Annotated in this window: 20 protein-coding genes; 7 read left to right on the forward strand and 13 right to left on the reverse strand. The window is 35.2% G+C overall.

Features of this window, described 5'->3' with window-relative positions; translation table 11 throughout:
- Entirely contained in the window at positions 1 to 1,296 is a 1,296-nt protein-coding gene (locus BD847_RS09365) for an HlyD family secretion protein (protein WP_115888012.1), read from the forward strand.
- Between the two features lie 44 nt (positions 1,297 to 1,340).
- Positions 1,341 to 2,972 carry a S41 family peptidase gene (locus BD847_RS09370; protein ID WP_115888013.1) on the forward strand — a complete coding sequence of 544 codons (1,632 nt, stop codon included), beginning with the start codon at positions 1,341 to 1,343 and terminating at the stop codon, positions 2,970 to 2,972.
- A gap of 48 nt (positions 2,973 to 3,020) precedes the next feature.
- On the opposite strand, the gene BD847_RS09375 is transcribed toward BD847_RS09370, so the two are convergent.
- From BD847_RS09375 to BD847_RS09385, 3 genes are all read right to left on the reverse strand, one after another.
- The gene (locus BD847_RS09375; RefSeq protein WP_115888014.1) at positions 3,021 to 3,734 is read right to left on the reverse strand and encodes a tRNA1(Val) (adenine(37)-N6)-methyltransferase; all 714 of its coding nucleotides are present in this window, start codon (positions 3,732 to 3,734) and stop codon (positions 3,021 to 3,023) included.
- 70 nt (positions 3,735 to 3,804) lie between these two features.
- Entirely contained in the window at positions 3,805 to 4,329 is a 525-nt protein-coding gene (rimM, locus tag BD847_RS09380; RefSeq protein WP_115888015.1) for a ribosome maturation factor RimM, read from the reverse strand.
- Between the two features lie 15 nt (positions 4,330 to 4,344).
- A complete protein-coding gene (locus BD847_RS09385; protein WP_115888016.1) occupies positions 4,345 to 4,914 on the reverse strand; it encodes a 30S ribosomal protein S16 in 570 nt (189 codons plus the stop codon).
- Between the two features lie 198 nt (positions 4,915 to 5,112).
- Here BD847_RS09385 and BD847_RS09390 point away from each other — a divergent pair, with 198 nt between their 5' ends.
- Both BD847_RS09390 and BD847_RS09395 read left to right on the forward strand, forming a co-directional pair.
- On the forward strand, positions 5,113 to 5,589 hold the full coding sequence (locus BD847_RS09390) for a DUF6252 family protein (protein ID WP_115888017.1): 477 nt from the start codon (positions 5,113 to 5,115) through the stop codon (positions 5,587 to 5,589).
- A 136-nt stretch (positions 5,590 to 5,725) separates the two neighbouring features.
- Complete coding sequence (locus BD847_RS09395) at positions 5,726 to 6,076, forward strand: RNA recognition motif domain-containing protein (RefSeq protein WP_089053747.1); 351 nt, start codon at positions 5,726 to 5,728, stop codon at positions 6,074 to 6,076.
- Positions 6,077 to 6,215: 139 nt separating this feature from the next.
- Here the strand turns inward: BD847_RS09395 and leuB are convergent, their stop codons facing one another.
- The 5 genes from leuB to leuC all read right to left on the reverse strand — a co-directional run bounded on the left by leuB (position 6,216) and on the right by leuC (position 11,750).
- A complete protein-coding gene (gene leuB, locus BD847_RS09400) occupies positions 6,216 to 7,271 on the reverse strand; it encodes a 3-isopropylmalate dehydrogenase (protein ID WP_115888018.1) in 1,056 nt (351 codons plus the stop codon).
- Between the two features lie 151 nt (positions 7,272 to 7,422).
- Positions 7,423 to 8,943: an alpha-isopropylmalate synthase regulatory domain-containing protein gene (locus tag BD847_RS09405; RefSeq protein ID WP_115888019.1), complete on the reverse strand. Its 1,521-nt coding sequence runs from the start codon at positions 8,941 to 8,943 to the stop codon at positions 7,423 to 7,425.
- Between the two features lie 40 nt (positions 8,944 to 8,983).
- On the reverse strand, positions 8,984 to 9,556 hold the full coding sequence (locus BD847_RS09410) for an O-methyltransferase (RefSeq protein WP_115888020.1): 573 nt from the start codon (positions 9,554 to 9,556) through the stop codon (positions 8,984 to 8,986).
- A gap of 92 nt (positions 9,557 to 9,648) precedes the next feature.
- Positions 9,649 to 10,245 (reverse strand): 3-isopropylmalate dehydratase small subunit, encoded by a 597-nt coding sequence (leuD, locus tag BD847_RS09415; protein WP_095929714.1) that lies wholly within the window; start codon positions 10,243 to 10,245, stop codon positions 9,649 to 9,651.
- Positions 10,246 to 10,355: 110 nt separating this feature from the next.
- Positions 10,356 to 11,750: a 3-isopropylmalate dehydratase large subunit gene (gene leuC / locus BD847_RS09420; RefSeq protein WP_115888021.1), complete on the reverse strand. Its 1,395-nt coding sequence runs from the start codon at positions 11,748 to 11,750 to the stop codon at positions 10,356 to 10,358.
- A 665-nt stretch (positions 11,751 to 12,415) separates the two neighbouring features.
- Between leuC and dnaE the strand changes: the two genes are divergently transcribed.
- On the forward strand, positions 12,416 to 16,954 hold the full coding sequence (gene dnaE, locus BD847_RS09425; protein WP_115888022.1) for a DNA polymerase III subunit alpha: 4,539 nt from the start codon (positions 12,416 to 12,418) through the stop codon (positions 16,952 to 16,954).
- Positions 16,955 to 17,132: 178 nt separating this feature from the next.
- Positions 17,133 to 18,074, forward strand: a complete 942-nt coding sequence (locus BD847_RS09430) for an outer membrane beta-barrel protein (protein ID WP_115888023.1) — start codon at positions 17,133 to 17,135, stop codon at positions 18,072 to 18,074.
- A 190-nt stretch (positions 18,075 to 18,264) separates the two neighbouring features.
- On the opposite strand, the gene BD847_RS09435 is transcribed toward BD847_RS09430, so the two are convergent.
- The 4 genes from BD847_RS09435 to BD847_RS09450 form a co-directional block, all read right to left on the reverse strand.
- On the reverse strand, positions 18,265 to 19,260 hold the full coding sequence (locus BD847_RS09435; protein WP_115888024.1) for a Gfo/Idh/MocA family protein: 996 nt from the start codon (positions 19,258 to 19,260) through the stop codon (positions 18,265 to 18,267).
- 217 nt (positions 19,261 to 19,477) lie between these two features.
- Positions 19,478 to 21,586, reverse strand: coding sequence for a prolyl oligopeptidase family serine peptidase (locus tag BD847_RS09440; protein ID WP_115888025.1), 2,109 nt, complete (start codon positions 21,584 to 21,586; stop codon positions 19,478 to 19,480).
- 128 nt (positions 21,587 to 21,714) lie between these two features.
- Positions 21,715 to 23,922 carry a TonB-dependent receptor gene (locus tag BD847_RS09445; protein ID WP_115888026.1) on the reverse strand — a complete coding sequence of 736 codons (2,208 nt, stop codon included), beginning with the start codon at positions 23,920 to 23,922 and terminating at the stop codon, positions 21,715 to 21,717.
- Positions 23,923 to 24,080: 158 nt separating this feature from the next.
- Positions 24,081 to 24,434, reverse strand: coding sequence for a hypothetical protein (locus BD847_RS09450; RefSeq protein ID WP_115888027.1), 354 nt, complete (start codon positions 24,432 to 24,434; stop codon positions 24,081 to 24,083).
- 191 nt (positions 24,435 to 24,625) lie between these two features.
- On the opposite strand from BD847_RS09450, the gene BD847_RS09455 reads away from it, so the two are divergent.
- The gene (locus BD847_RS09455; protein WP_317125301.1) at positions 24,626 to 25,360 is read left to right on the forward strand and encodes a porin family protein; all 735 of its coding nucleotides are present in this window, start codon (positions 24,626 to 24,628) and stop codon (positions 25,358 to 25,360) included.
- Here the strand turns inward: BD847_RS09455 and BD847_RS09460 are convergent.
- Complete coding sequence (locus BD847_RS09460; protein ID WP_244201577.1) at positions 25,355 to 25,960, reverse strand: hypothetical protein; 606 nt, start codon at positions 25,958 to 25,960, stop codon at positions 25,355 to 25,357. The genes BD847_RS09455 and BD847_RS09460 overlap by 6 nt on opposite strands.
- Positions 25,961 to 26,018: the final 58 nt, after the last annotated feature.

The raw sequence follows: 26,018 nt of genomic DNA on the forward strand, positions 1-26,018 counted from the left end.
ATGGCTGAAGACAATACTAAATTTGAACTTAGAAGTGAAGAAGTTCAGGATATTCTAACTAAAGTGCCGCACTGGATGATCAGATGGGGGACTGTGTTAATATTTGTCATCATTCTGATGTTGTTTTTTGTTTCCTGGTTTATAAAATATCCGGATGTTGTAAAAACTGAAATCCTTATTACAACCAATATTCCGCCGGAGAAAATTGTTGCCAAATCTTCTGGTCGTATTGAAACGATTTTGGTAGAAGATAAAGCAGTAATTGCAAAAAATAGTACATTGGCGATTATCGAAAATACAGCTAATTATAAAGATGTTTTTTTACTAAAGAAAATTGTAGACGCTTACAATATTGCTGATCCTAAAAGCGAGTTTCCGTTTGCACAGTTAAAAAATGCACAATTAGGCGAAATAGAAAGTGCGTATGCTGTTTTTCAAAAAGATTATCAGGCTCAAAAATTAAACGAAGATTTACATCCTTTTGCTGTCGAAAGCAGAGCGCAATATTCAGAGAAAATTCAAATTCAGGAACGATTAGACATTTTGCAACAACAAAAAACAATCAATGAAGGCGAGTTGGAACTTCAAAAAAACGAAATTGCCCGATTTGAAGTTTTATTCAATAAAGGAATTATTTCTGCCCAGGAAATGGAGATTAAAAAACTGAATTTCCTTCAGGCGCAGAAGAATTACAGAAGCCTTTTGTCGTCGATTTCTCAATTGAAATCCTCTTTGATTGACAATACAAAATCAAGTCAGAATTCGCAGATTAACAGTACTAAAGAAGAGGTTAATCTGGGAAGAAATATGGCACAATCTTTTTACCAGCTAAAAAAAGTAATTAAAGACTGGGAACTGGCCTATGCTTTAAAATCTTCTATAAGTGGCGTGGTTACTTTTTTGCAGGTTTGGACAGAGAATCAGACCATAAATGTGGGCGATAATGTTTTTACCATTATTCCGGATGCAAAAAACGGTTTCATCGGAAAGGTAAAAGCACCGGCTTTAAATTCAGGAAAAATAAAAGTAGGACAGCGTGTTAATATTCGTCTCGCAAATTATCCCGACAGAGAGTTTGGAGTTCTGAAAGGTGAAATCAAAAATATTTCATTGGTGCCAGATAAAGATGGAAATCTTCTTATAGACGTTGCTTTGCCAAACGGATTAAAAACATCGTATAACAAACTGATTACTTTTCAGCAGGAAATGAAAGGAAGTGCCGAAATTGTTACTGAAGATCTACGTTTAATCGAAAGAATTTTATATCAGTTTAAAAGTATATTTGAACAAGTTTAACAACGACCCCAAAACTATCAACCAAAACATAACCAATTTATTAAATGAAAAAAACATTACTAATTCTTTTTGTATTATTATTCCAAAATTCATTTTCAAAACCAATAAGCGAAACCCAAAAACTGGCAGCAACCTGTAAAGTCTGGGGGTTTTTAAAGTATTATCATCCTAATGTCGCTGACGGAAGCAGAAATTGGGATGAAGAGCTTTTTAAAATATTACCAAAAATAGAACAGGCAAAAACAGATGTAGAATTCTCGAATGCTATAGAAAAATGGATTTCTTCTTTAGGGAAAATAAAAGCGTATAAAGCTGAAAAATCAAATGAAGAAATTGATTATTTTGATAAAAATTTTGATCTTTCCTGGGCACAAAATGCAGCGTTGTTTTCTAAGAGTCTTTCCGAAAAGCTTAAATTTATTGAACAAAATAAGATCCAGGGAAAACAATATTATGTTGGTCCGGGAATTGAGTTTAGAAATGAAGTTGAATATGCAGAATTTAATGATAAAGACAAAAATTTTCGACTTTTGCTTTTATTTCGTTTTTGGAATTATGTTGAGTACTTTTTTCCGTACAAATATCAAATGGATCAAAGTTGGGATTTGACTTTAATTGAATTTTTGCCAAGAACAATTAATCCAGTTTCAGAAGCAGATTATTATTTGTCTTTAAAAGAATTTAGTGCAAAACTAAATGATACACATGCTTTATTTGGGGCAAATAAATTATTTGATATTTTTGGGCGTCATGGGATTTCTTTTGATGTTAAAATTATTGATGATAAAGCAGTTGTTACCGGATTCAAAAACGAATCTTTATGCAAAATAAACGATATTAGAATAGGAGATGTTATTACTAAAATAGAAGGAAAATCAATTGGGGATCTTATAAAAGACAATCAAAAATATATAGAAGGGTCCAATTATGGTGCTATTTTAAATAATGAATACCCAATTTTTTACAGCCGCACGAATCTTAGTGAAATTGAATTTATAAGAAATAATAAAGCGGAAAAAAAGACAATAAATAAGTATGAGTATAAAGATTTAAATATTAATTACGAGAACAATAGTGAAAAATATAAATTGTTAGAAAATAATATTGGTTATGCTAATTTGGCTGTATTAACTCCGGATGATGTTTCAGTTATGATGGAAAAGTTTAAAAATGCTAATGCTATTATTTTTGATATTCGTAATTACCCTCAGGGAACTAATTTTGCAATTGCAGAATATTTGAATCCGGAACCACGAGATTTTGTAAAATCAATTGATGCTGATTTAAGTACTCCCGGACGTTATATTTGGAGAAAAGCAGATGAACCTTGTGGGAAAATTAATCCCGATTATTTTAAAGGAAATGTAATTCTTTTAGTGAATGAAAAATCAATAAGTCACTCTGAATTTACTGCTATGACATTAAAAGTTGCTCCAAAAACCACTATAATTGGAAGTCAGACAGCGGGCTCGGATGGAGCAAATTATAGATTTGAAATCATAAAAGGTATCTGGACTTCATTTACTACTTATGGGGTTTTCTATCCAAATAAAAAAGAAACACAACGAATAGGAATTGTGCCAGACATTCAGGTAGAACCAACTATTTTAGGAATTCAGCAAGGCAGAGATGAAGTTTTGGAAAGAGCAATTCTTTATGCTAAAAATGGTAAATAAAGACATATAATCTTTGTCAAAGTTTCAAACTTTGACAAAGATGTTTTTTTACATCTTTAAATAAAAATCTTTAGTTAATTCGATATATTCAGGTGTATAAACGTGTCTGTCAATTTCGATAATTAGTTCATCGATTTCAATTTCAGAAATCTTATTTCGGCTAAAAGCCAATAAACTACGCTTGATTTCTGATTTTGGAGTTCCTTTAACACGTGTAATTTTTATTGGATATAATTCCGCTTCTTTTGCCAAAGCGATAAATTTTTCTTCTTCTTTGAATGGAATAATTATAGCTAAAATTCCGTTTTCAGATAAAAGTAAATCAGCAGCTTCAACAATTTCTTCAAAAGGCATTGCATCTTGAAAACGTGCTAAATCACGTTGTTCGTTTTCGGTTTTATAGTCTTCAGCATAAAAAGGCGGATTTGAAACGATTAAATCATATTCGTCTTCCGGTTCTTCAATAAATTCATCTAAACCTGCATGAAAACAAAACAATCGATCGCCCCAAGGAGAATTTTCAAAATTTTCTACAGCCTGTTCGTAAGCATCTTCATCAATTTCTAGCGCGTCAATTTGTTCAGCATGAGTTCGCTGTGCCAGCATTAAAGCTATAATGCCGGTTCCTGCACCAATGTCTAAAACACTAAAAGGATTATGATTTATTGGAGCCCAAGAACCTAATAAAACGCCATCAGTACCAACTTTCATAGCGGTTTTGTCTTGTCGAATAGAAAATTGCTTAAAACTGAATACAGACATTGCTGAAAAATTTAAGTAAATATTTGAGAAAGCACACAGCTGAAAACTGTGACTGAAAACTGAAAACTTTTTACAAGTACATTTCCACCAATCCTTCAGGAAGGTTCATGATAACTTTTTTGTTCTCGCGATCAATTTTTACAAGAAAATGATCAATCATTGGAACTAAGATTTCAACTTCACCGTTCAAAACTTCAAAAAGTGGTTGAGCAGTAGAATCATTAATAGAAGTAATTTTTCCGAAAACACCTAAACGTTGATCTTCGATTTCGAAACCAATAACTTCGTGGAAATAGAATTTGTTGCCGGAAAGTTTTGGCAACATGGTTAAAGGAAGATAGACGGCATTTCCAACTAGGGCATCTGCATCTTCTTCGGTATTTACATCTTCAAAACGAACTCTCAGAAAGTCGTTTTTGTGTAAGGAACTAGTTTCAATAAAAAAAGGAACCAAGTGTTTGTTGTGTTCAACAAACACTGATTCCAGATTTTCGTATAACTCAGGTTCGTCCGTGTCTAAATAGATCAGAACTTCACCTTTGAAACTAAATTTTTTAGCGATTTTACCTAAATAAAAACATTCTTCTTTACGCATTATCGCTAAGTAAAATTATGCTTCAGTTGTTTCGTTATTCTCTTCAGCAGCAGGAGCTTCTTCAGTTGCAGCTTCAACTTCAGCAACTTCTTCAGTAGCCTCAGCAGCTTGTGCAGCAGCGATAGCATCAGCTTCAGCCTGAGCTGCAGCAGCTAAACGCTTAGCGTTAACTTCTTGTTCTGCTTTTAAAGCTTTTGCTTTAGCATCAGCTTGCGCTTTAGATAAACCATCTTTTTTAGCATCAACTTTTCCAGCTTTTGCCTCTAACCAAGCTGCTAATTTAGCGTCTGCTTGCTCTTGAGTTAAAGCTCCTTTGCGGATACCTCCATCAAGGTGGTGTTTCAATAAAGCACCTTTGTAAGAAAGGATAGCTCTAGCAGTATCAGTTGGTTGAGCACCATTGTGCAACCATTTTACTGCGCTGTCAAGGTTTAACTCAACAGTTGCTGGGTTAGTGTTTGGATTGTAAGTACCGATTTTCTCTAAGTATTTACCATCTCTTTTTGAGCGTGCATCTGCAGCTACAACCCAGTAAAAAGGTTTTCCTTTTTTACCGTGTCTTTGTAATCTAATTTTTACTGACATAATCGTATGATTAAATTTTGAGGTACTCGACCTCTGTTAATTAAGGGCGCAAAGATATAATTTTTTTATTAATTTATACGTTTTAATAGATGTAAAATATCTCTAATATAGGTTTTTGCTAATTTTTTGATGCTTTGCACCGTAAATTTTTAATTTTTCACAGCAAATAAGGTATTTTTGCACCAAAATTTCCTTCTAATGAAAAAAATCGTGTGTTTTTTAGCACTACTTTTTCTCTCTATATCTTGTACCGAAGATATAATGTCTAATAATTCAGTATTTCAGGGTTTAAAAGATAATACTTTTTGGCGTTCAACTAATTTTACAGCTCATTTGATTGAAAATGGTAACGTAATTATCGAAAGTTATGTAGGAACTGAAAAAGTGGTTCTGCAAATTGCTTCGGTTACTCCACAAACCTATCTTTTGGGAAAAGACAGCGTTTCATCGGCCTATTACACGAATGACTTTTTAGCGCAGAAAGTGCAATATTCTACTAATACAGAAAAAGGGATCGGGCAAATTGTTATTACTGAGTATAATACTGAAACTAATACTGTTTCAGGGACTTTCAAATTTACAGCAATAAATGAAGATTCGACAGAAGGTGAAACGACAAAAACCAGTTTTACAGAAGGTGTTTTTTATAAAATTCCGATTAGTTCCAACGAATAAAGTCGGTTTTTGGTTCTAATTAGGTAGTTTTTATGAATGGTTTAAAAAAATCAAAATAAAAACATAAATAAACTAATATATAGTAGATTACAGAAAAATAAGACTACATTTGCTACATTATTATAAATAAGTACATATGAACATTTTTGTTGGAAGCCTTCCATTCAGTATTGAGGAAGCAGATTTAAGAGAGTCTTTCGAGGCTTACGGAGCAGTAGATTCAGTTAAAATTATCACTGATAAATTTACTGGAAGAAGCAAAGGTTTTGGTTTCGTAGAGATGCCAAACGATGCTGAAGCTCAAAAAGCAATTGATGAATTGAACGGAGCTACTGTTCAAGGTCGTACAATTGTTGTAAATAAATCTGAACCAAAACCTGAAGGTGAAAGAAGAAGCTTCAATAACAACCGTGGAGGTGATTCTCGCGGAGGTTACGGAAACAACCGTGGTGGAAATGACCGTGGTGGTAACAGAGGAGGATATTAATATTTTTTTCTAAATATATAAAAGGGATCAACGAACGTTGATCCCTTTTTTTGTGTGGTAATTTATTCTGTAGAGGCGCACTGCAGTGCGTCTAACATACCGAGGAGACGCACTGCAGTGCGCCTCTACGATAAAAATATTATACATTTGCTGCCAACCAGTCACCAACTTCTTTGGTACCGTATGCTTTGCCTCCGTTAGCTAAATCTTCAGTAACTACTCCCGCTTCTAAAGCTTTGTTTACAGCGTCTCTCATTGCTTTTCCTTCTTCCATCAATCCGAAGTTTTCGAACATCATAGCGGCAGATAAAATAGTAGCCATTGGGTTAGCAATGTTCAATCCGGTAGCTTGTGGATAAGAACCGTGGATCGGCTCAAACAAAGATACTTCAGCTCCCATAGATGCTGAAGGCATTAATCCCATTGAACCAGAAATTACAGAAGCTTCGTCTGTTAAGATATCTCCAAATAAGTTTTCTGTAATTAATACATCATAAGAGTTTGGCCATTGAACCAAACGCATAGCAACAGCATCAACAAATTCGTAGCTAACTTCAACTTCTGGATAGTCTTTTTCCATTGCCTGAACTGTTTCTCTCCATAAACGTGAAGTCTCCAAAACGTTTGCTTTGTCAACGCAGCATAATTTTTTAGAACGTGTCATGGCTAATTCGAAACCTTTTTTAGCTAAACGCTGTACTTCGGCTCTTGTGTAAACACAGTTGTCATAAGCAGTATCTCCGTTGTCTTTTCTACCTTTTTCTCCAAAGTAAATTCCGCCAGTTAATTCTCTCAAGAAAACCAAATCAGTTCCTTCAATTCTTTCTCTTTTTAAAGGAGATTTATCTAATAATGAAGGGAACGTAAAAGTAGGTCTTACATTTGCGAATAGACCCAATGCTTTACGCATTTTTAACAAACCTTGTTCTGGTCTTACAGGTGCAGATGGATCGTTATCATATTTAGGGTGGCCAATCGCTCCAAAAAGAACGGCATCAGCATTTTTACAAACTTCGTGTGTTGAATCTGGATAAGGTTCACCTACTGCATCAATTGCAGCAGCACCGGTTAAGGCTGGTTTCCAGGTAATTTCATGTCCAAATTTTTGTGCAATAGCATCAGATACTTTTACAGCTTCATTTATTACTTCTGGTCCGATTCCGTCTCCGGCTAAAAGGGCTATGTTTAATTTCATTCTATATGTTATTTAAGATTCTAAGGTTCTAAGTTGCTAAGATTCTAAGTTTTTTATTCTTATTGGCTTAGTTTTTTTAAGATTCTGAGTTACTAAGATTCTAAGTTCAAAGAAAAATCTTAGCAACTTAGAATCTTAGTAACTTAGTATCTTAGGCTATTACGTTCAACATTTTCTGCGTTGCAATAATCGCTGCAACGGTTTGATCTGAGTCTAATCCGCGGGTTTTGAATTCTTTTTCGTTGTTGACCCATGTAATAATGGTTTCACATAACGCATCAGAACTACTTCCTGGTGGGATTCTCACGGCGTAATCAATTAATTTGGGAAGTGTAAGTTTTTTGCTTTTGTAAATTTTTGATAAAGCATTCATAAAAGCATCAAACTGACCGTCGCCTTGTGCATTTTCTTCGATGATTTCATCACCAAATTTTAAACACAAAGTCGTCGACGGACGCATTCCTTTTGAGTGTACTAATATATAGGACTCGATTTTTATTTTTTCCTCGTAAGTATGACTGTCCAAAACATCTGAAATAATGTATGGAAGATCTTCTTTTGTTACGGTTTCTTTTTTGTCGCCCAGTTCGATAATTCTTTGGGTAACCAATTTTAAATCTTCGTTGTTTAGTTTTAAACCTAATTCTTGAAGATTTTTTTCGATATTGGCTTTTCCTGAAGTTTTTCCGAGGGCGTATTTTCTTTTTCTTCCAAAACGTTCCGGAAGCAAATCATTAAAATATAAATTGTTTTTATTATCTCCATCAGCATGGATTCCTGCAGTTTGCGTAAAAACATTATCTCCAACAATCGGTTTGTTAGCAGGAATTCTATATCCTGTAAAAGTTTCAACCAATTTGCTTACCGAATACAAAGAAGTCTCTTTAATATTGATGCTAACTTCTGGAAGATAATCATTTATAACAGCGACAGTACTTTCAAGCGGTGCATTTCCGGCGCGTTCTCCCATTCCGTTTACGGTTACGTGAAGTCCGTTTATACCGGCTTTTATGGCTTCCATAACATTGGCAACGCTTAAATCGTAATCGTTATGCGCATGGAAATCAAAATGAATATTAGGATATTTTGCTCTTATTTTTGAAATAAATTCAAAAGCCAAAGACGGAATTAATACGCCCAAAGTATCAGGGAGTAAAATTCTTTTTATTGGCTGCGTCGACAAGAAATCCAAAAATTGAAAAACATAATCCTGAGAATTTCGCATTCCGTTGCTCCAATCTTCTAAATAAACATTGGTTTCAATATTATTTTCTTTTGCTAAAGCAATGATATTTGCGATTTCAGAAAAGTGTTGCTCTGGGGTTTTCTTTAACTGATGTGTTAAGTGATTCATTGAACCTTTGGTCAATAAATTCTGCACTTTTGCACCCGCTTTTTTCATCCATTCAATGGAAACTCCGCCGTCAACAAAAGTTAGAACTTCGATTCGGTCAATGTAGCCACGTTCTTCCGCCCAAGTGGTAATGCCCTTTACGGCTTGAAATTCTCCTTCGCTAACGCGAGCCGAAGCAATTTCGATTCTATCAATATTTAATTCCTCCAACAATAATTGCGCAATGGTTAATTTTTCTGCAGCAGAAAATGAAACTCCTGAGGTTTGTTCACCATCACGAAGTGTCGTATCCATTATTTCAATTTTTCTTTTTTCCATTATTATATTGTTAGCTTTTGAGTATAAGTCAGATGCTGTTTTATTTTTTTGTGATCAGAATTAAACCTGTTGACCAGCACATTTTCGTTAATTGAATGTCGTTTCTGTTTTCTAAATCCTGAATAAGTCTTTCGACATTTTTATCATGGTTTACGGGCCAGTTTTTTTGTGGCAACATATCATCAATTAAATAAATTCCGCCTGGGTTTAATAAGTTTAATGTTTCTTCTAAAACGACATATTTTCCTGGCCATGCATCGGCAAAAATTAAATCGAACTTTTTGTCTTTATAATTTAAAATCCATTTTTCGGCATCTTCACAGACAAATGAAACATTTGATTTTTGAAAATATTTTTTTGCAATGTTTTGATATTCTGAGGAATTGTCAATCGAAATTAAATTCGAATTTTCGCTCATTCCTTCAATCATCCACGCAAGTGATAATCCGGTTCCTGTTCCTAATTCTAAAAAATGTCCGTCTTTTTTTGTTGCAATTAATGTTCTAAGAAAACTTCCTGTTTGTAAATCAGACGGCATTGAAAACGAAATTTTTTCAGAATCATTTTTAATTTCAGAATAAAATTTTGGTAAAACAATGCTGTTGTCATTCATCTTAGAGATTTTTATCAGAATTAAATTAAAAGCAGTTACGAAGTCCAACTTTAAGGTTGAAACTTGCGTAACTGCGTTTGAGTTGGTTGTGTTTAGTAAGGAAGTTTATCAGCAAAAGCTTTAATATCTTCCTTCATATCTTGTAAATAATCAATGTCGTCAAAACCATTAATCATATTGTTCTTTTTGTATCCGTTGATAGCAAAAGATTCTTGCTGACCAGTTGATAATAAAGTGATTGTTTGGTTTGGAAGATTGATTTCTAATTCTGTTTTTGGATCAGCTTCAATCGCTTTGAAAATAGTTTCAGCAAATTCTGGGCTGATTTGTACCGGCAAAACACCAATATTCAAACAGTTTCCTTTGAAGATATCAGCAAAGAAACTAGAAACTACAGCTCTAAAACCGTAATCGTAAACTGCCCACGCAGCGTGCTCTCTAGAAGATCCAGAACCGAAGTTTTTTCCTCCAACAAGAATTTTTCCAGAGTAAGTTGAATCGTTTAAAACGAAATCAGCTTTTGGAGTATCGTCTCCGTTATATCTCCAGTCTCTAAAAAGGTTGTCTCCAAAACCTTCACGTTTTGTAGCTTTTAAGAAACGAGCTGGGATGATTTGATCTGTATCGACGTTCTCAATTGGCAGTGGCACTGCACTGCTGGTAAGTATAGTAAATTTATCGTATGCCATTGTTTTTTGCTTTAGGCTGTAGGCTATAAGCTTTAGGCTTTTTTCTACAGCATTGATTTTTGTATTGAATTTTTAGCTTAAAGCCTATTGCTTAAAGCTTACAGCGGGAATTAAAATAATTCTCTTGGATCTGTTAGTTTTCCTGTAACCGCAGCTGCTGCAGCCATAATTGGACTTGCAAGAAGCGTTCTTGAACCAGGACCTTGACGACCTTCAAAGTTTCTGTTTGAAGTACTTACTGCGTATTTTCCAGCAGGAACTTTATCATCATTCATTGCTAAACAAGCAGAACAACCCGGCTGACGTAATACGAAACCAGCTTCAGTTAGAATATCTAAAATTCCTTCTTCTTTAATCTGTGCTTCAACAACGTGAGAACCCGGAACTAACCAAGCGGTAACATTATCTGCTTTTTTTCTTCCTTTTACGATTTCAGCGAAAGCTCTAAAATCTTCAATACGTCCGTTTGTACAACTTCCTAAGAATACATAATCGATTTGTTTTCCGATCATTACGTCGTCTTCGTGGAAGCCCATATAAGCCAAAGATTTTTTGTAAGTTTCCTCACCGCCTTCAACTTGGTTTGCACTTGGGATATGTTTTGTGATACCAATTCCCATTCCAGGGTTTGTACCATAAGTAATCATTGGTTCGATGTCTTCAGCTTTGATGTTTAATTCAGCATCAAAAACAGCATCAGCATCAGTTTTTAAAGTTTTCCAGTATTCAACAGCTTTTGTCCAAGCTTCTCCTTTTGGAGCGTAAAGTCTTCCTTCAAGGAAATCGAAAGTAGTTTGGTCAGGAGCAATCATTCCTCCACGAGCACCCATTTCGATACTTAAATTACAAACTGTCATACGACCTTCCATTGTCATGTTTTCAAAAACATCACCAGCATATTCAACAAAATAACCTGTTCCTCCAGAAGTAGTTAATTGCGCAATAATATAAAGTGCAACGTCTTTTGGACCAACACCTTTGCTCAATTTACCATTTACGTTAATACGCATTTTCTTTGGTTTAGGCTGCATAATACATTGAGTAGAAAGCACCATTTCAACCTCAGACGTTCCGATACCAAAAGCGATAGCTCCAAAAGCACCGTGAGTAGACGTATGCGAATCTCCACATACAATAGTAGCACCTGGCAAAGTAATTCCGTTTTCAGGACCTACTACGTGTACAATTCCATTTTTTTGGTGACCTAATCCCCAGTGCGAAATTCCGTATTCGTTAGCATTGTCTTCAAGAGCCTGAAGCTGATTAGCAGAAAGAGGATCCTGAACTGGTAAATGTTGGTTTATGGTTGGTGTATTGTGGTCAGCAGTTGCAAAAGTACGTTGTGGGTATAACACATTAACGCCTCTTGATTTTAATCCTAAAAAAGCAACAGGACTCGTAACTTCATGAATGAAATGGCGGTCAATAAAAAACACATCTGGTCCATCTTCAATTTTACGCACTACATGTGAATCCCATACTTTGTCAAATAATGTCTTACTCATTTTTATTTTTTTTAATTGTAATTTCTATAACCACAGCAATTCCCTGTTCATTATAATAGCAAAACAAAAGTAAAAAAAGATAGAAAAGCGTCAATTTCGATATTTCATTATATACGATACCCAAACTAATTTACAAATTGCGAAACTGCTTTTGCAACTTAAATTTTGAAAGAAAAATGATTAAGAAATAGATTTGCTTTTTCTTTTTTTACTTTAATTTTCTTTGATTGTTTTTTGTTTTAATAGTTTGCGAATTTATCTCATAATCGCTACAAAATATAAGGATTTAATCTAAAAAATGTAACAAATTGAATAAAAATAGTAATAATTGTTAGTTTTGAATTCGGATCAAAAAAGATTCTTTTTTAGTTTTTTGAGTCTTTTAAAGGACTTTTTTGGCCATTATTTAGATTCAATAAAGAGGCAAAATACTACGACATCCAAGAAGTGTATTTTTATGAAATTTTATGAATTTTAAGATAAAATCTGATGAATAAATAAGAATGCGGTTTTAAGAAATTATCCATTTTCTTTCTACAAAAAAAACGTAAATTTGAACTTCTTCCATTTTTCATTTCGCATTTTGTTATGCTTCATGTTGTCAGTATTTTGCGATATGAAAAGTTTGGAATTTGGACTTTTAAAATTTGACTTTTTATAATTCTATGTATTTAATATTCGATACCGAAACAACCGGATTACCAAAACGCTGGGATGCCCCGATAACCGATTCTGATAACTGGCCTCGCTGTATACAAATTGCGTGGCAGTTGCATGACGAAATGGGACAGCTTATCGAACATCAGGATTATTTGGTAAAACCAGAAGGATTTAATATTCCGTACGATGCCGAACGTATTCACGGAATCTCGACTGAATTGGCTGAAGCCGATGGTATCTCGCTGGCCGAAGTTTTAGAGAAATTCAATATTGCATTAAGCAAAACCAAATTTATTGTCGGTCAGAATTTAGGTTTCGACGTAAATATTATGGGAGCCGAATTCCATAGAATGGGAGTGGAATCTCAAATGAGTTCAATGCCGGTTCTAGATACTTGTACCGAAGTTACGGCTTCATTATTACAGCTTCCTGGAGGTCGTGGAGGAAAATTCAAACTTCCGACTTTGACCGAATTACACAGCTATCTTTTCGATCAGCCTTTCGCGGAAGCGCACAACGCAACTGCCGACGTTGAGGCAACTACACGTTGTTTCTTGGAATTGGTTAGAAGAGAGGTTTTTACCAAAGAAGAATTAGATGTTCCGAAGGAATATTTTAAAGAATTTCAGGAAAGAAATTTTGAACCATTTAAGCTTATTGGTTTAAAACATATTAATTTAAAAGCGGCTTCTGATAAAATCAGAGAACAGCTTAAAGCTTTAGCTGGAGAAGGTCAGCAAAATGTTGTTTCTGAAGAAGATAAAGCTGATTTTACAGCAGCAAAATTTGCGCATTTGCACAATCATACGCAGTTTTCGGTGCTTCAATCGACTATCGGAATTGGTAATATTGTTGCGGCTGCAGCCAAAAATGGAATGCCGGCTGTTGCAATGACGGATACAGGAAACATGATGGGAGCTTTCCATTTTGTGAGCGCCGTTATGAACCACAATAAAGCCGCTTCCGGAAAAAATAAAGCTTTAGTTGAAGCAGGAGAAGAGCCAACAGAAACGGAGGTAAAACCAATTGTAGGTTGTGAATTTAATATCTGCGAAAATCATTTAGATAAAAGTAAAAAAGACAACGGTTATCAGGTTGTCTTGATGGCTAAAAATAAAGCCGGTTATCACAACTTGGCAAAAATGGCTTCGATTGCGTATACAGACGGATTTTATTATGTTCCGAGAATCGACCGAAAGATTGTCGAGCAATATAAAGGAGATATCATGGTTCTGTCTGGGAATTTATATGGAGAGATTCCGAGTAAAATCCTGAACATCGGTGAAAACCAAGCCGAAGAAGCTTTAATTTGGTGGAAAGAAAAATTTGGCGAAGATTTCTATTTAGAAGTGATGCGCCACAATCAGGAAGATGAAAATCGTGTCAACAAAACCCTGATTGAATTTTCGCAAAAACACGATGTCAAATTAATTGCGACGAACAATACGTATTATTTAAATAAAGAAGATGCCAACGCGCACGATATTTTACTTTGTGTAAAAGACGGTGAAAAGCAGGCAACACCTATCGGACGTGGACGTGGTTACCGTTACGGACTTCCAAATCAGGAATATTATTTCAAGTCGGAAGCAGAGATGAAAAAACTCTTTGCCGATTTGCCGGAAGCAATTATCAACATTCAGGAAGTTATTGATAAGGTTGAAGGATATTCGCTTTACCGCGATGTATTACTTCCGAAATTTGATATTCCAGAAGAATTTGTTGATCCAGAAGATGAAAAGGATAATGGTGTTCGCGGTGAAAATGCTTATTTGCGAGACCTTACAATGCGAGGGGCTGAAAGAAGATACGGCGTAATAACCGAATCAATTCAGGAACGTTTGGATTTTGAATTATTAACGATTTCGAATTCAGGATATCCGGGTTACTTTTTGATTGTACAGGATTTCATCGCCGAAGCCAGAAAAATGGATGTTTCGGTTGGTCCGGGTCGTGGATCTGCAGCTGGTTCTGCCGTTGCATACTGTCTCGGAATTACCAATATTGACCCGATTAAATATGACTTACTTTTTGAGCGTTTCCTAAATCCTGACCGTGTATCGATGCCCGATATTGATATCGACTTTGATGACGAGGGCCGTGGACGTGTAATGGATTATGTAATCAACAAATACGGTCAAAAACAGGTGGCGCAGATTATCACTTATGGTAAAATGGCAACCAAATCGGCGATTCGTGATACGGCGCGTGTATTGGATTTACCACTATTTGAAGCCGATAGAATTGCAAAACTGATTCCGGGAATGATGCCGTCAAAATGGAATTTGGCGCGTTTTATTTCGGAGAGTGAAGAAGAAGTCAAAAAAGCCCTTCGTTCAGACGAATTTGATAACGTAAAAGAATTAATCGCGATTGCCAATGAAGATGATTTGGCAGGAGAAACGATTCAGCAGGCAAAAATCCTTGAAGGATCGATGCGTAACACGGGAATTCACGCCTGTGGGGTAATCATTACGCCTTCGGATATTACGAATTACGTTCCTGTAACAACGGCAAAAGATTCGGATTTATATGTAACACAGTTCGACAACTCGGTTGCAGAAAGTGCCGGATTGCTGAAAATGGACTTCTTGGGTCTGAAGACCCTTACGCTGATAAAAGATACCGTAAAACTGGTAAAATACAGAACCGGAAAAGAATTAGATCCTGATACATTTCCGATTGATGATGAAGAAACGTATGCGCTTTTCCAAAGAGGTGAAACAGTTGGAATCTTCCAATACGAGTCACCTGGGATGCAGAAATACATGAAAGATCTTAAACCAACGGTTTTTGGAGATTTAATTGCCATGAACGCATTATATCGTCCGGGACCTTTGGAGTATATTCCGTCTTTCGTTCGAAGAAAAAATGGTGACGAAGAAATCAAATACGATTTAGATGCTTGTGCCGAATATTTATCTGAAACTTACGGAATTACCGTTTACCAAGAGCAGGTAATGCTTTTGTCTCAGTCTTTGGCAGGATTTACAAAGGGTGAGGCCGACGTTTTGCGTAAAGCGATGGGTAAGAAACAAAAAGACGTACTAGATAAAATGAAGCCGAAGTTCGTAGAACAAGCGGCAGAAAAAGGTCACGATGCAAAGGTTCTGGAGAAAATCTGGAAAGACTGGGAAGCCTTTGCGAGTTACGCCTTCAACAAATCGCACTCGACTTGTTATGCCTGGATTGCGTACCAAACGGCTTATTTGAAAGCGCATTATCCTGCTGAATATATGGCAGCGGTACTTTCGAATAACATGAACGATATCAAACAGGTTTCTTTCTTTATGGAAGAATGTAAACGTATGGGATTGCAAGTTCTTGGGCCGGACGTAAATGAATCGTACTATAAGTTTACTGTAAACGATGATTACGCGGTTCGTTTCGGAATGGGAGCGATTAAAGGTGTGGGTTCTGGAGCTGTAGAAACGATTGTAGAAAACAGAAAAGACGGAAGATATAAATCGATTTTTGATTTGGCGCAGCGAATTGATTTGCGTGCAGCCAATAAAAAAGCGATTGAAAACTTAATACTTGCTGGTGGTTTCGACTCTTTTGAAGGAACAACCAGAGCACAATATTTTCATGATGATGGCGACGGAATTACATTTTATGAAAAAGCAATTCGGTATGGATCAAAGTTTCAGGAAAATGAAAATTCATCACAAGTAAGTTTGTTTGGAGAAGCAAGCGAAGTGCAGATTGCGGAGCCAATTATTCCTGCGTGTGAAGACTGGAGCACAATGGAAAAACTCGCCAAAGAAAAAGAAGTTGTTGGAATTTATATTTCAGGACATCCTTTAGATGATTTTAGATTTGAAATGAAATACTTCTGCAATGCCCGATTAGAAGCTTTGAAAAGTATGAATGAATATGTGGGTAAAAATCTAAACTTTGCCGGAATCATTAATAATGTTCAGCATCGTGTCGCCAAAAACGGAAAAGGCTGGGCGGTATTCAATCTTGAAGGTTATGACGAAAGTTATGAGTTTAAGATTTTTGGAGAAGAATATTTGAAATTCCGTCATTTCCTGATTCAGAATAATTTTGCTTACCTGAAAATTTTGATAAAAGATGGCTGGGTAAATCACGATACTGGTAAAAAATCAGATCCGAGAATGCAGTTTGTCGAGATTAGACAACTACAGGATATTTTAGAAGCTTTTGCTAAAAAACTTATTCTGTTGTTAAACATCAAAGATCTTCAGCCTGAATTTATTCATAAATTAAGTCATTTATTCAATGAGAATAAAGGTGATAACACTGTTAGTTTTGACATCATGGAAATTGAGAACGTCAAACGTTTGATTGAAGTTGAAACAACAAGTGAATTTGAAGATAGCGGAGAAGCTGTTTTTGATGATGAAAATGATGATAGCGAAACGGGATCTGGCGAAGCTAAGATGCAAGAAGTGAAAGAGGTAGAAGAAGTGAAAGTAGTTACCAAATTAAGCATGCCTAGTCGAAGGTTAAAAATCAAAATTTCGACTGAATTATTACAGGAATTAGAAAAAATGCAGATCAATTTTAAGCTGAACTAAAAATTTAACAGTTAAAATTTAAAAGAATGTAAAATTTTAATGTTAAAAATATGCGTGCATAATAGTTTTTTAGTAATATTGCCCAAAATTACAACGATTTCGTTCCAAGTCTAACAATGCAGGCTGTACGGATATGTTAAAATATTCTAAGTTTGTATAAATTAATTAAATCAGAATTATGAAAAAGAACCTATTTTTATTAGGATTATTAGTTTGCTCTATGGCTTCAGTAGCGCAGACAACAGAAAAAGCAGACAAACCAGAAAGCTGGTATTTTAAATTAGGTGGATCTTATTTCAACCAAACTGCTTCAACTGAATTTCCAACTGTTGGAGGAAATGCGGCTTTAGATAGAACATATGTAGGAGGTAAATTAGTGTCTGAAAAGAGTATCACTGGTTCTTTTGGACAAGGTTTTAGAACTGGTATAACTGCAGGTTACCGTTTTTCTACACGTATTGGAGTAGAGTTAGGAGTAAATTATTACTCTAGTAACGATAAGACTATGGCACAGACTACTTCAGATCAGCCATATATTCCTACATCAGCAACTACAGGGATTTACAATTTCAAATCAGTTGGTCAAATTACAGCTTTTGATTTAGCGCCTGCAATTGTAATGTTTTTAGGAGAGTCTAACGGATTTGAGCCTTATACTAAAGTTGGGGTTTTAGTTCCAATTCATGGAGATTTAGAAATTAAAACGGATGCTGTTGCTCCAATCGGAGTTAATCCAGGTACTGGTGCTCCAGTTTTTGGAAACGTTCATAGTGTTGATAAAGTTAAACCAAACCCAACTATAGGATTTACAGCTGCTGTTGGTACAACTTACAAACTTACTTCACATCTTTCTGCTTTCGCAGAATTAGAGTACCGTAACTTTACAGTTCATGGTAAAACAAAAGAAACAACTGAATTTACTGTAAACGGAAATGATGCTTTAGCTTCTAGATCTACAGCTCAAATTCATACTAATTACAGAGATGGTTTAGATGTGAATTCTAACAATGCTTTAACAAACCCAAATGGTGTTAATAAAGATAAACCAATGGACGAATTAAGTTCATACGTTGGTATTTCAGGTTTAGGTTTGACATTAGGTGTTAAATACAGCCTATAATATTTTCCAAAGTTTTTTTATAGTTTAAGAAAAGGATATTCGTAATGAATATCCTTTTTTTTTGTGCTTTGTTGTCATTTCGACTGAAAGGAGAAATCACACCAGTAATTCCGCAACGATTATCGCCAATCTTTGTCGATCTTCTGGTGTGATTTCTCCTTTCAGTCGAAATGACAAAAGCACAATTATATTATTTATTCAAACCTCTAAACCCCTTCAAAACTTCATCAATAACCCAAGTCGTTCTTGCTCCGGAAATTCCTTTTGAAGCAGAAGCATTTTCTTTTCCTAAAAGTTCAGCAATGACAGTTTCTATAAAAGGTTGTTGAATATGTAATGGATTTTCAATTGTTATACTTTCTTTTTCTCCATTTGCGTATTGAATATGTATGGGATCATTTCCGAAAGTAGAAAACGAGATTTTTCCTTTATCACCTACAATTTCAGTATTGTCGTAACGTTCAAAACTGGTGAAATTCCATATTCCGGATCCGTGAATGCCGTTTTCGAATAAAAAGGACATCGAAACTGAATCTTCAGCCGGATAAGCCATTAATTGTGAACTCGCGTGCCCGCGAACGGATTTTATCGGACCTAAAGCAAAATCCAGAAAATCTAAAGTATGACAAGCCAAATCAACAAAAATTCCACCACCGGAAATATGAGGTAAAACTGTCCACGGAAGATTGATTTCATCATCATAACGTGCTTCAAAAGAATGATATAAAACGCAGTTTACATGTCTTATGTTTCCTAGTTTTCCTTTGTCGATAATTTCTTTAATTTTTAAAAAGCGAGGTAAAGCTCTTCGGTAATAAGCGACAAACAAAGGCACATTATGTTCTTTACAAGCGGCGATCATTTCGTTGCATTCTTCAAAAGTCAAAGCCATTGGTTTTTCGACATAAACCGGTTTTCCTGCTTTTGCAGCTAATAAGGTATATTCTTTATGAGAAGATGGAGGCGTGGCAATATAAACAGCATCAACTTCCGGGTCGTTTATTAAATCCTCAGCATTCGAATACCATTTTGGGACATTATGGCGTTTGGCGTAATCCTCGGCAAGAGCTGCATCTCTTCGCATTACGGCAACTAAAGTTGAATTTTGAGCTTTCTGAAAAGCTGGTCCGCTTTTTACTTCAGTTACATTTCCGCAGCCAATAATTCCCCATTTTATAATTTTCATTGCGTGTTTTTTTTGTTTCTCAAATTTAAAAAAGGTTTGCCACGAATTACACTAATTTCCGCGAATTATTTCTCTCGCAGATTTGGCAGATTCTACAGATTTTTACACATAGCATCAGCTTAATCTGCAAAATCTGCGAGAGGTACTAAAAAATAAAGCCACAAATTCACAAAATAAATTCGTGAATTCGTGGCTTAAAAAAATTCTGTTTAAAGTCTTACTTCTTAGGCAAAGCTTTAAAACCCATATTGTAAAGTGTGAAAGCTTGAATATCTACATTCTCCTGAATTGTAGCCGCAACAGATTTTCCTGCTCCGTGACCTGCTTTAACATCAATTCTAATTAAAACCGGATTATCTCCTGTTTGTTTTTCCTGTAATTCAGAAGCAAATTTAAAACTGTGCGCCGGAACTACACGATCGTCGTGATCACCTGTTGTAACCATAGTTGCCGGATAATGAGTTCCTTTTTTAACGTTATGGACTGGTGAATATCCTTTTAAGTATTCGAACATTTCTTTGTTATCCTGAGAAGTACCATAATCATATGCCCATCCTGCACCAGCTGTAAACGCATTATAACGAAGCATATCCATAACTCCAACCGCTGGTAAAGCGACTTTCATTAAATCAGGACGCTGTGTCATCGTTGCACCGACCAATAAACCTCCGTTAGATCCTCCGCGTATAGCCAAATAATCAGATGAGGTATATTTTTGAGCGATTAGATATTCCGCAGCAGCAATAAAATCATCAAACACATTTTGTTTTTGAAGTTTAGTTCCTGCATCATGCCATTTTTTTCCGTATTCACCGCCACCTCTTAAATTCGCTACAGCATAAACACCTCCGTTTTCCATCCAAACTGCATTTGCAATACTGAAACTTGGTGTTAAGCTAATATTGAATCCGCCGTAACCATACAGAATTGTAGGGTTTTTACCGTCTAGTTTAGTGCCTTTTTTATAGGTAATAATCATAGGAACTTTTGTCCCGTCTTTTGATGTATAGAATACTTGTTTTGATTCGTAATCTTCACTTTTGAAATCTACTTTAGGTTTTGCATACACTTCGGATTTACCTGATTTTGGTTCGAAAGAATAAATGCTTCCCGGAGTTGTATAATTTGTAAAGCTGTAATAAAGAATTTTTTCATTCTTTTTTCCACCAAATCCACCTGCAGTTCCAACAGCCGGAAGTTTGATTTCACGAACTAATTTTCCGTTATAATCATACTGTTGTACAAATGAAACCGCGTCTTTAGTATAATTAGCAAAGAAGTATCCTGCTCCGGTTGAAGGAGATAAAATGTCTTTTGTTTCTTTAATGAAATCCTTCCAGTTTTCCGGTTTAGGATTTGCAGCGTCAACCGTAACAACACGTTTGTTAGGCGCATTAAAATCGGTTTCGATGAACAATTTGCTTCCTTCGTTTTCTATAATGTTATTATCGCTGTTGAAGTTGTCTACAATAGTCACAATCGGACTGTTTGGCTTAGTCAGATCTTTAATGTATAATTCATTTCCGTAAGTCGAATTTGCAGCTGTAATCACTAAATAACGATTGTCCTCCGTAACATAACCACCAACATATCTTCTTTTTTGGTCTGCGCCGAAAATAACTTTGTCTTCTTTTTGAGAAGTTCCCAGTTTGTGGAAATACAATTTGTGCTGATCTGTTTTTGCTGAAAGTTCGCTTCCTTTTGGTTTATCATAACTAGAGTAGTAGAAACCTTCATTTCCGTGCCATGAAATACCGCTGAATTTTACATCTACTAAAGTGTCTTCCAAAACTTTTTTAGAAAGCGCATCAATGATAATTACTTTTCTCCAGTCGCTTCCGCCTTCAGAAATGGCGTACGCAGCTTTATTTCCATCTTTAGAAAAATCCAATCCGCCAAGCGAAGTAGTTCCGTCTTTAGAAAATGTATTTGGATCTAAAAACACTTCCTCTTTGCCTGTTTTGTCTTTTCTATATACTACAGATTGATTCTGAAGCCCATTGTTTTTTGAGTAATATGTGAATTGCCCCTCTGTATGTGGCGCGCCAATTTTTTCGTAGTTCCAAAGTTTTTCCATTCGCTTTTTTAGCTCTTCACGGAAAGGAATTTTATCTAAATAACCATAAGTAACTTCGTTTTGAGCTTTAACCCAGGCTCCGGTTTCGGCAGATTTGTCATCTTCAAGCCAGCGATAAGGATCGTTTACTTTTGTGTCAAAATAAACATCGACAGTTTCGCCTTTATTGGTTTGCGGATATTGAATTTTATTTTGTCCAAATGAAATTCCAGCAGTTGTAATTGCCATTAGCAGAAATGTTTTTTTCATAATTAAGTTTGTCGGTTTTAACAAAAATAGCATTTTTTGTTTTGAAAAAATAAACCATATAAGTCATGTAAGAAAATATTAGCCAAACAAAGACTAAATGAACTTATATAACTTATATGGTTAAAAAATTATAAGTTGAAATTTACCCCTAAAACGATGTTTCTTCCAATGTTTGGAATACCGTCTGTTTTCAGTCTTGAAAGGTGGGCAATGTATTTTTTATCGAATAAATTGTTTCCGTTAAGGTTTACGTCGAAAGCAGTTTTCCCAAGTTTTACAGTTCCTCCAAAACCTAAATTCACTAAAGCATAACCTTTAGAAGCCGTTTCAAAACCACTTACATTTGATTGATTAAAGGTCGAAGAAACGTTTAATGAAGCAAAACCTTCGCTTAACCAGTTTTTGATATTGAATTCCGTTCTTAAAGTATTATTCCAGTTGTTTGCCGGAATTAAAGGTAAATAATCATCATTCTCTTTTTTGCCCGTTACGGTCTCAAAACTAGTTTCAAAATGCAACCAGTCTAACGGGTGCGGGTGAATGTGCAATCCAGCTTCACCTCCAAACAATTGCGCGTTATCCTGAACGTATGCAAAAACATCATTATTATCTAAGGTTTCTCCAGTTGGCGAAGTGTAAATATAATTGTTGACATGATTATAGAATCCGTTGATGAAAAACTCAAAGTGCGAGTTTTTATATTCAAGGTTCAAATCTGTCTGAACGTTTTGCTCTGTTTTCAAATTGGCATTTCCAATTTCGTAGCGGTTTGTTCCTTCATGAACTCCGTTTGAAGTAAGTTCAGCTAAGTTTGGCGCTCTAAATCCTGAAGCAACATTCAATCGAAGCGTTAATGGCTCAGCCAATTTTGTTTTGTATCCTAAAGAAGCATTAAAACTGTCAAAAGAACGGTCTAAAGCCTGAAAATAACCTTCTTCACCTTCAATTCCGTGTGCAATAGAATTGATGTTTCGGTTATCAAAACGCAATCCAGCTTGTAAAACACTATTGTCCCATTCGTAATTTGCGGTTCCAAAAACACCAAAGTCGTTCGTTGTCGCGTCCGGAATCAAATATTCTTCTCCCGAATTTTTATTCGTTTGATGCATTCCCTGTACGCCTAGGATGGTTTCAATTTTACCGAATTTCGGGAAATGATATTTTGCATTATAGTTGAAAGTATTCAACTTCATGTGTAATGCAGCTTCGTTGCTGTCTTCAAATTCGCTTCGGTCATTAGAAATATATCCTAAATCAACATCCAGTTTTGAGTTTTCAAAAAAGATAACATTGTTCAAACTCAATAAATGATTGAAAATTCCCTGTCTTGGAAATTGTGTGTCTTTGCTCGAAGATTGCTCTGCAATTCCGTCTTCAGGAATTCCGATATCCAATTTATTGTAGTTGTATCTTAAAACACTTGAGAAACTTGAATTACTGTAACCAATTCCGGTTTTAAAATCAGTTTCGTTATAACGAGAATTTGTCACACGGTCTCCGCCTGAAATTTTATAATCAGAATGTGTGTTATAACTTCCGCGCACTAAAAATTTCCAATTGTCTGTAGACGTTTTTAAGCCAATTGAAGAATTGCTTCCTTCCGTATTGGTAAAATATTTTTGACTGAAATTAGCTTTGAAAGTTCCTGCATCGGCAAATTTTTCAGGATTAAAATATAAAACTCCTCCCAAAGCATCAGAGCCATATAATAAAGAAGCAGGACCTTTTATCACTTCAACGCTTTCAACTCCGGCATCATTTAAACCTAAACCATGTTCGTCTCCAAACTGCTGATTTTCGATACGAACGCCCTGAGAATAAACCAAAACACGATTGCCGCTAAGTCCGCGAATTACTGGTTTTCCTATTGAAGTTCCTGTTGAAATTTGCGAAACTCCCGGAATTGTTGCTAAACCTTCAATTAAAGTCGACGTTCCTTTTTGTTGTAAAGTTTTAATGCTTTCGTGCTCAATTTTCATTACGTTTTGCGATTGCAATTTGTTGAAAGGAGTAGAAACGACAACTTCATCCATTTCGAGAATAGATTCTAAAAGGGTAATATTAAGTGTGTTTTCCTTCGCTAATTTTGCAATAGTTTGGTTTTGATTGGCATATCCAACAAAAGAAAAGGCAAGGCGTAAACTTCCGCTCGGTAGATTGTTCAGTTCGTATTTTCCGTTTGCATCTGTTGTTGTTCCTTTATGTAGTTCCGGAGCATATACAGAAACGCCCGGCATTGGCTGATTTTGATTGTCGGTTACAATTCCTGAAACCGAATTTTGGGCTGAAAGCATGCCCGAAAAACCCAAAATTAGGGCTATTATAAATTTTTTCATTTGAAAATGATGCTATAGTTAAATTGATTTTTTTCTTTTAAAAAGGAATGAAAAGCAACGATGAAGCATTCTGATCCTGATTAAAAAGCAGGATTAGGAAACTCAAAGTGATTTTGAATTCGGATTAAAAGATTTTTGGTATTCGAAAGTTCGAAAATTTAAGAAACTACGGCAGTAGGCGGTCCGCGCAATAAATAAGCACTTTCTGAAAATAGGCTTATATTTTCTGAAACGGTAAAGAAATAAGGAATTTCTCTATTGAAATTATGAAAATCAAATGAAAAATGCTCTGGAATTGTATACGCACCAAAGGCAAAATTACAAACATAACAAAGATCATAATTGTGATGCTGATGCGTTATTTCTCCGCTCGGATCATTGTAATCGTGATGACATTGTTTTTCTGAAAGCTGCTTTATAATATGCTCATAACTGTGTATGGACTGAAACAATATTGAGAACAATACTGTCAGCGCCATAGAAAGACTTATTATGAGCTGCTTTTTCTTCATAAAAGGCAAAGGTATAAAAGAGGACTGAAAAAGTCATTCATTTTTTGAATTCTATGCTGTATTTATTGAAAAATTTGCAACGAATGATTTTGTGGACAACGAAAAAAAGAATTATTACTCTCAAATCTCATCTTGAACTGGCATTATATTATATTTGTAAGTGAAATAAATCAACTCCAAAAAACGTTTACTTGAAAACTTCCCTTAAACCAAAATACGATATGCGAATACTTTTTAGTTGTTTGTTTTTAGTTTCGTTTTTCAATGCATTTTCGCAGGAAGATGTTAAAGCAGAAATAAAACCAGTGGTTAAAATCGATTCCTTGTATCGTGAAGATCAGTTTTATTTTTCTGTAACTTATAATATGTTTACAGATCTTCCGGATCATTTTAAACAAAATAAGTTTTCGCTTGGACTTTCTGGTGGTTTTGTTCGAGATATTCCACTTAATAAAAATAGAACTTATGCTATTGCTCCCGGAATTGGGTTGAGTTACCAGAATTATTATCAAAATCTGAATGTTTCCCTAGATGGAGCCGGAAAGGTTGTTTATGGTGTAAATGATTATGGTGAATTTGTTTCAAATCGATACAAGCAATATTCTGTTGATGCTCCTATCGAATTTAGATGGCGTAACTCAACTTTTGAAAGTACTAAGTTTTGGAGGATATATTTGGGGGTAAAATTTAGTTATGTGTTTTCATGCAGCTCTATTCTGGATGATGGCGAAACCAAATACAGAGTAAATAATAACCCTGATATTAATAAATTTCAGTACGGTCCGTATCTTTCAGCTGGTTATAATACCTGGAATATCTATATCTATTACGGTTTAAATCCGCTTTATAAATCTGCTACAACTTTGAGTGGAGAAAAAATTAATCTAAAAACGCTAAATGCGGGATTGATTTTTTACATCTTATAACCATAAAAACAGAAACAAAAGTTGAGGTGCAACGCCAATTAATAATCCAAGAATTATTTCTTTTGGGGTATGCGCCTGCATTTCCAATCTTGAAGAAGCAACAACACCGGTCAAAAAGATTAAAAGAGCTGGCCAATACGGATTTTGCATTTGCAGATGTATGTTCAAACCTATAACAAACATGGCGAAACCACTAATGGCAACCATATGCAAACTTGCTTTGATTTTAAATAAAGAACAAACCAAAGCTAAAATGGTACTGAATAATGCTGCCAGAAAAAAGAAATGAAGTTCCGGATAACGGCCAATTATAATGCTTCTTTTTACCAATAAAATATAGAGAAAACATTGCAGAATCAGCGGGATTTTACGTTGTGAAGTTTCATGAACCATTACTGAAGTTACATGTCCAGTAGATTTTAGCAGCAAATAGAAAAGCGTAGGTACTAAAATCGTAATAATCAGGATTTGAAATAAAACAAAGTATTTTTCCTGATTGGTAAAGGCGTCACCTTTGCAAAAAAGATAAAATAAAGTGGCGTACATCGAGATAAAAATCGGATGTAATATATAGGAGAATAATGGCAATATCTTTTTCAAAACGTGGTTATTTTATGGTCTAAAAACAAATATAATCAAATATAAATACGGATTGTCA

This window comes from Flavobacterium cutihirudinis, assembly GCF_003385895.1.
GTDB classification, from domain to species: Bacteria; Bacteroidota; Bacteroidia; order Flavobacteriales; family Flavobacteriaceae; genus Flavobacterium; species Flavobacterium cutihirudinis.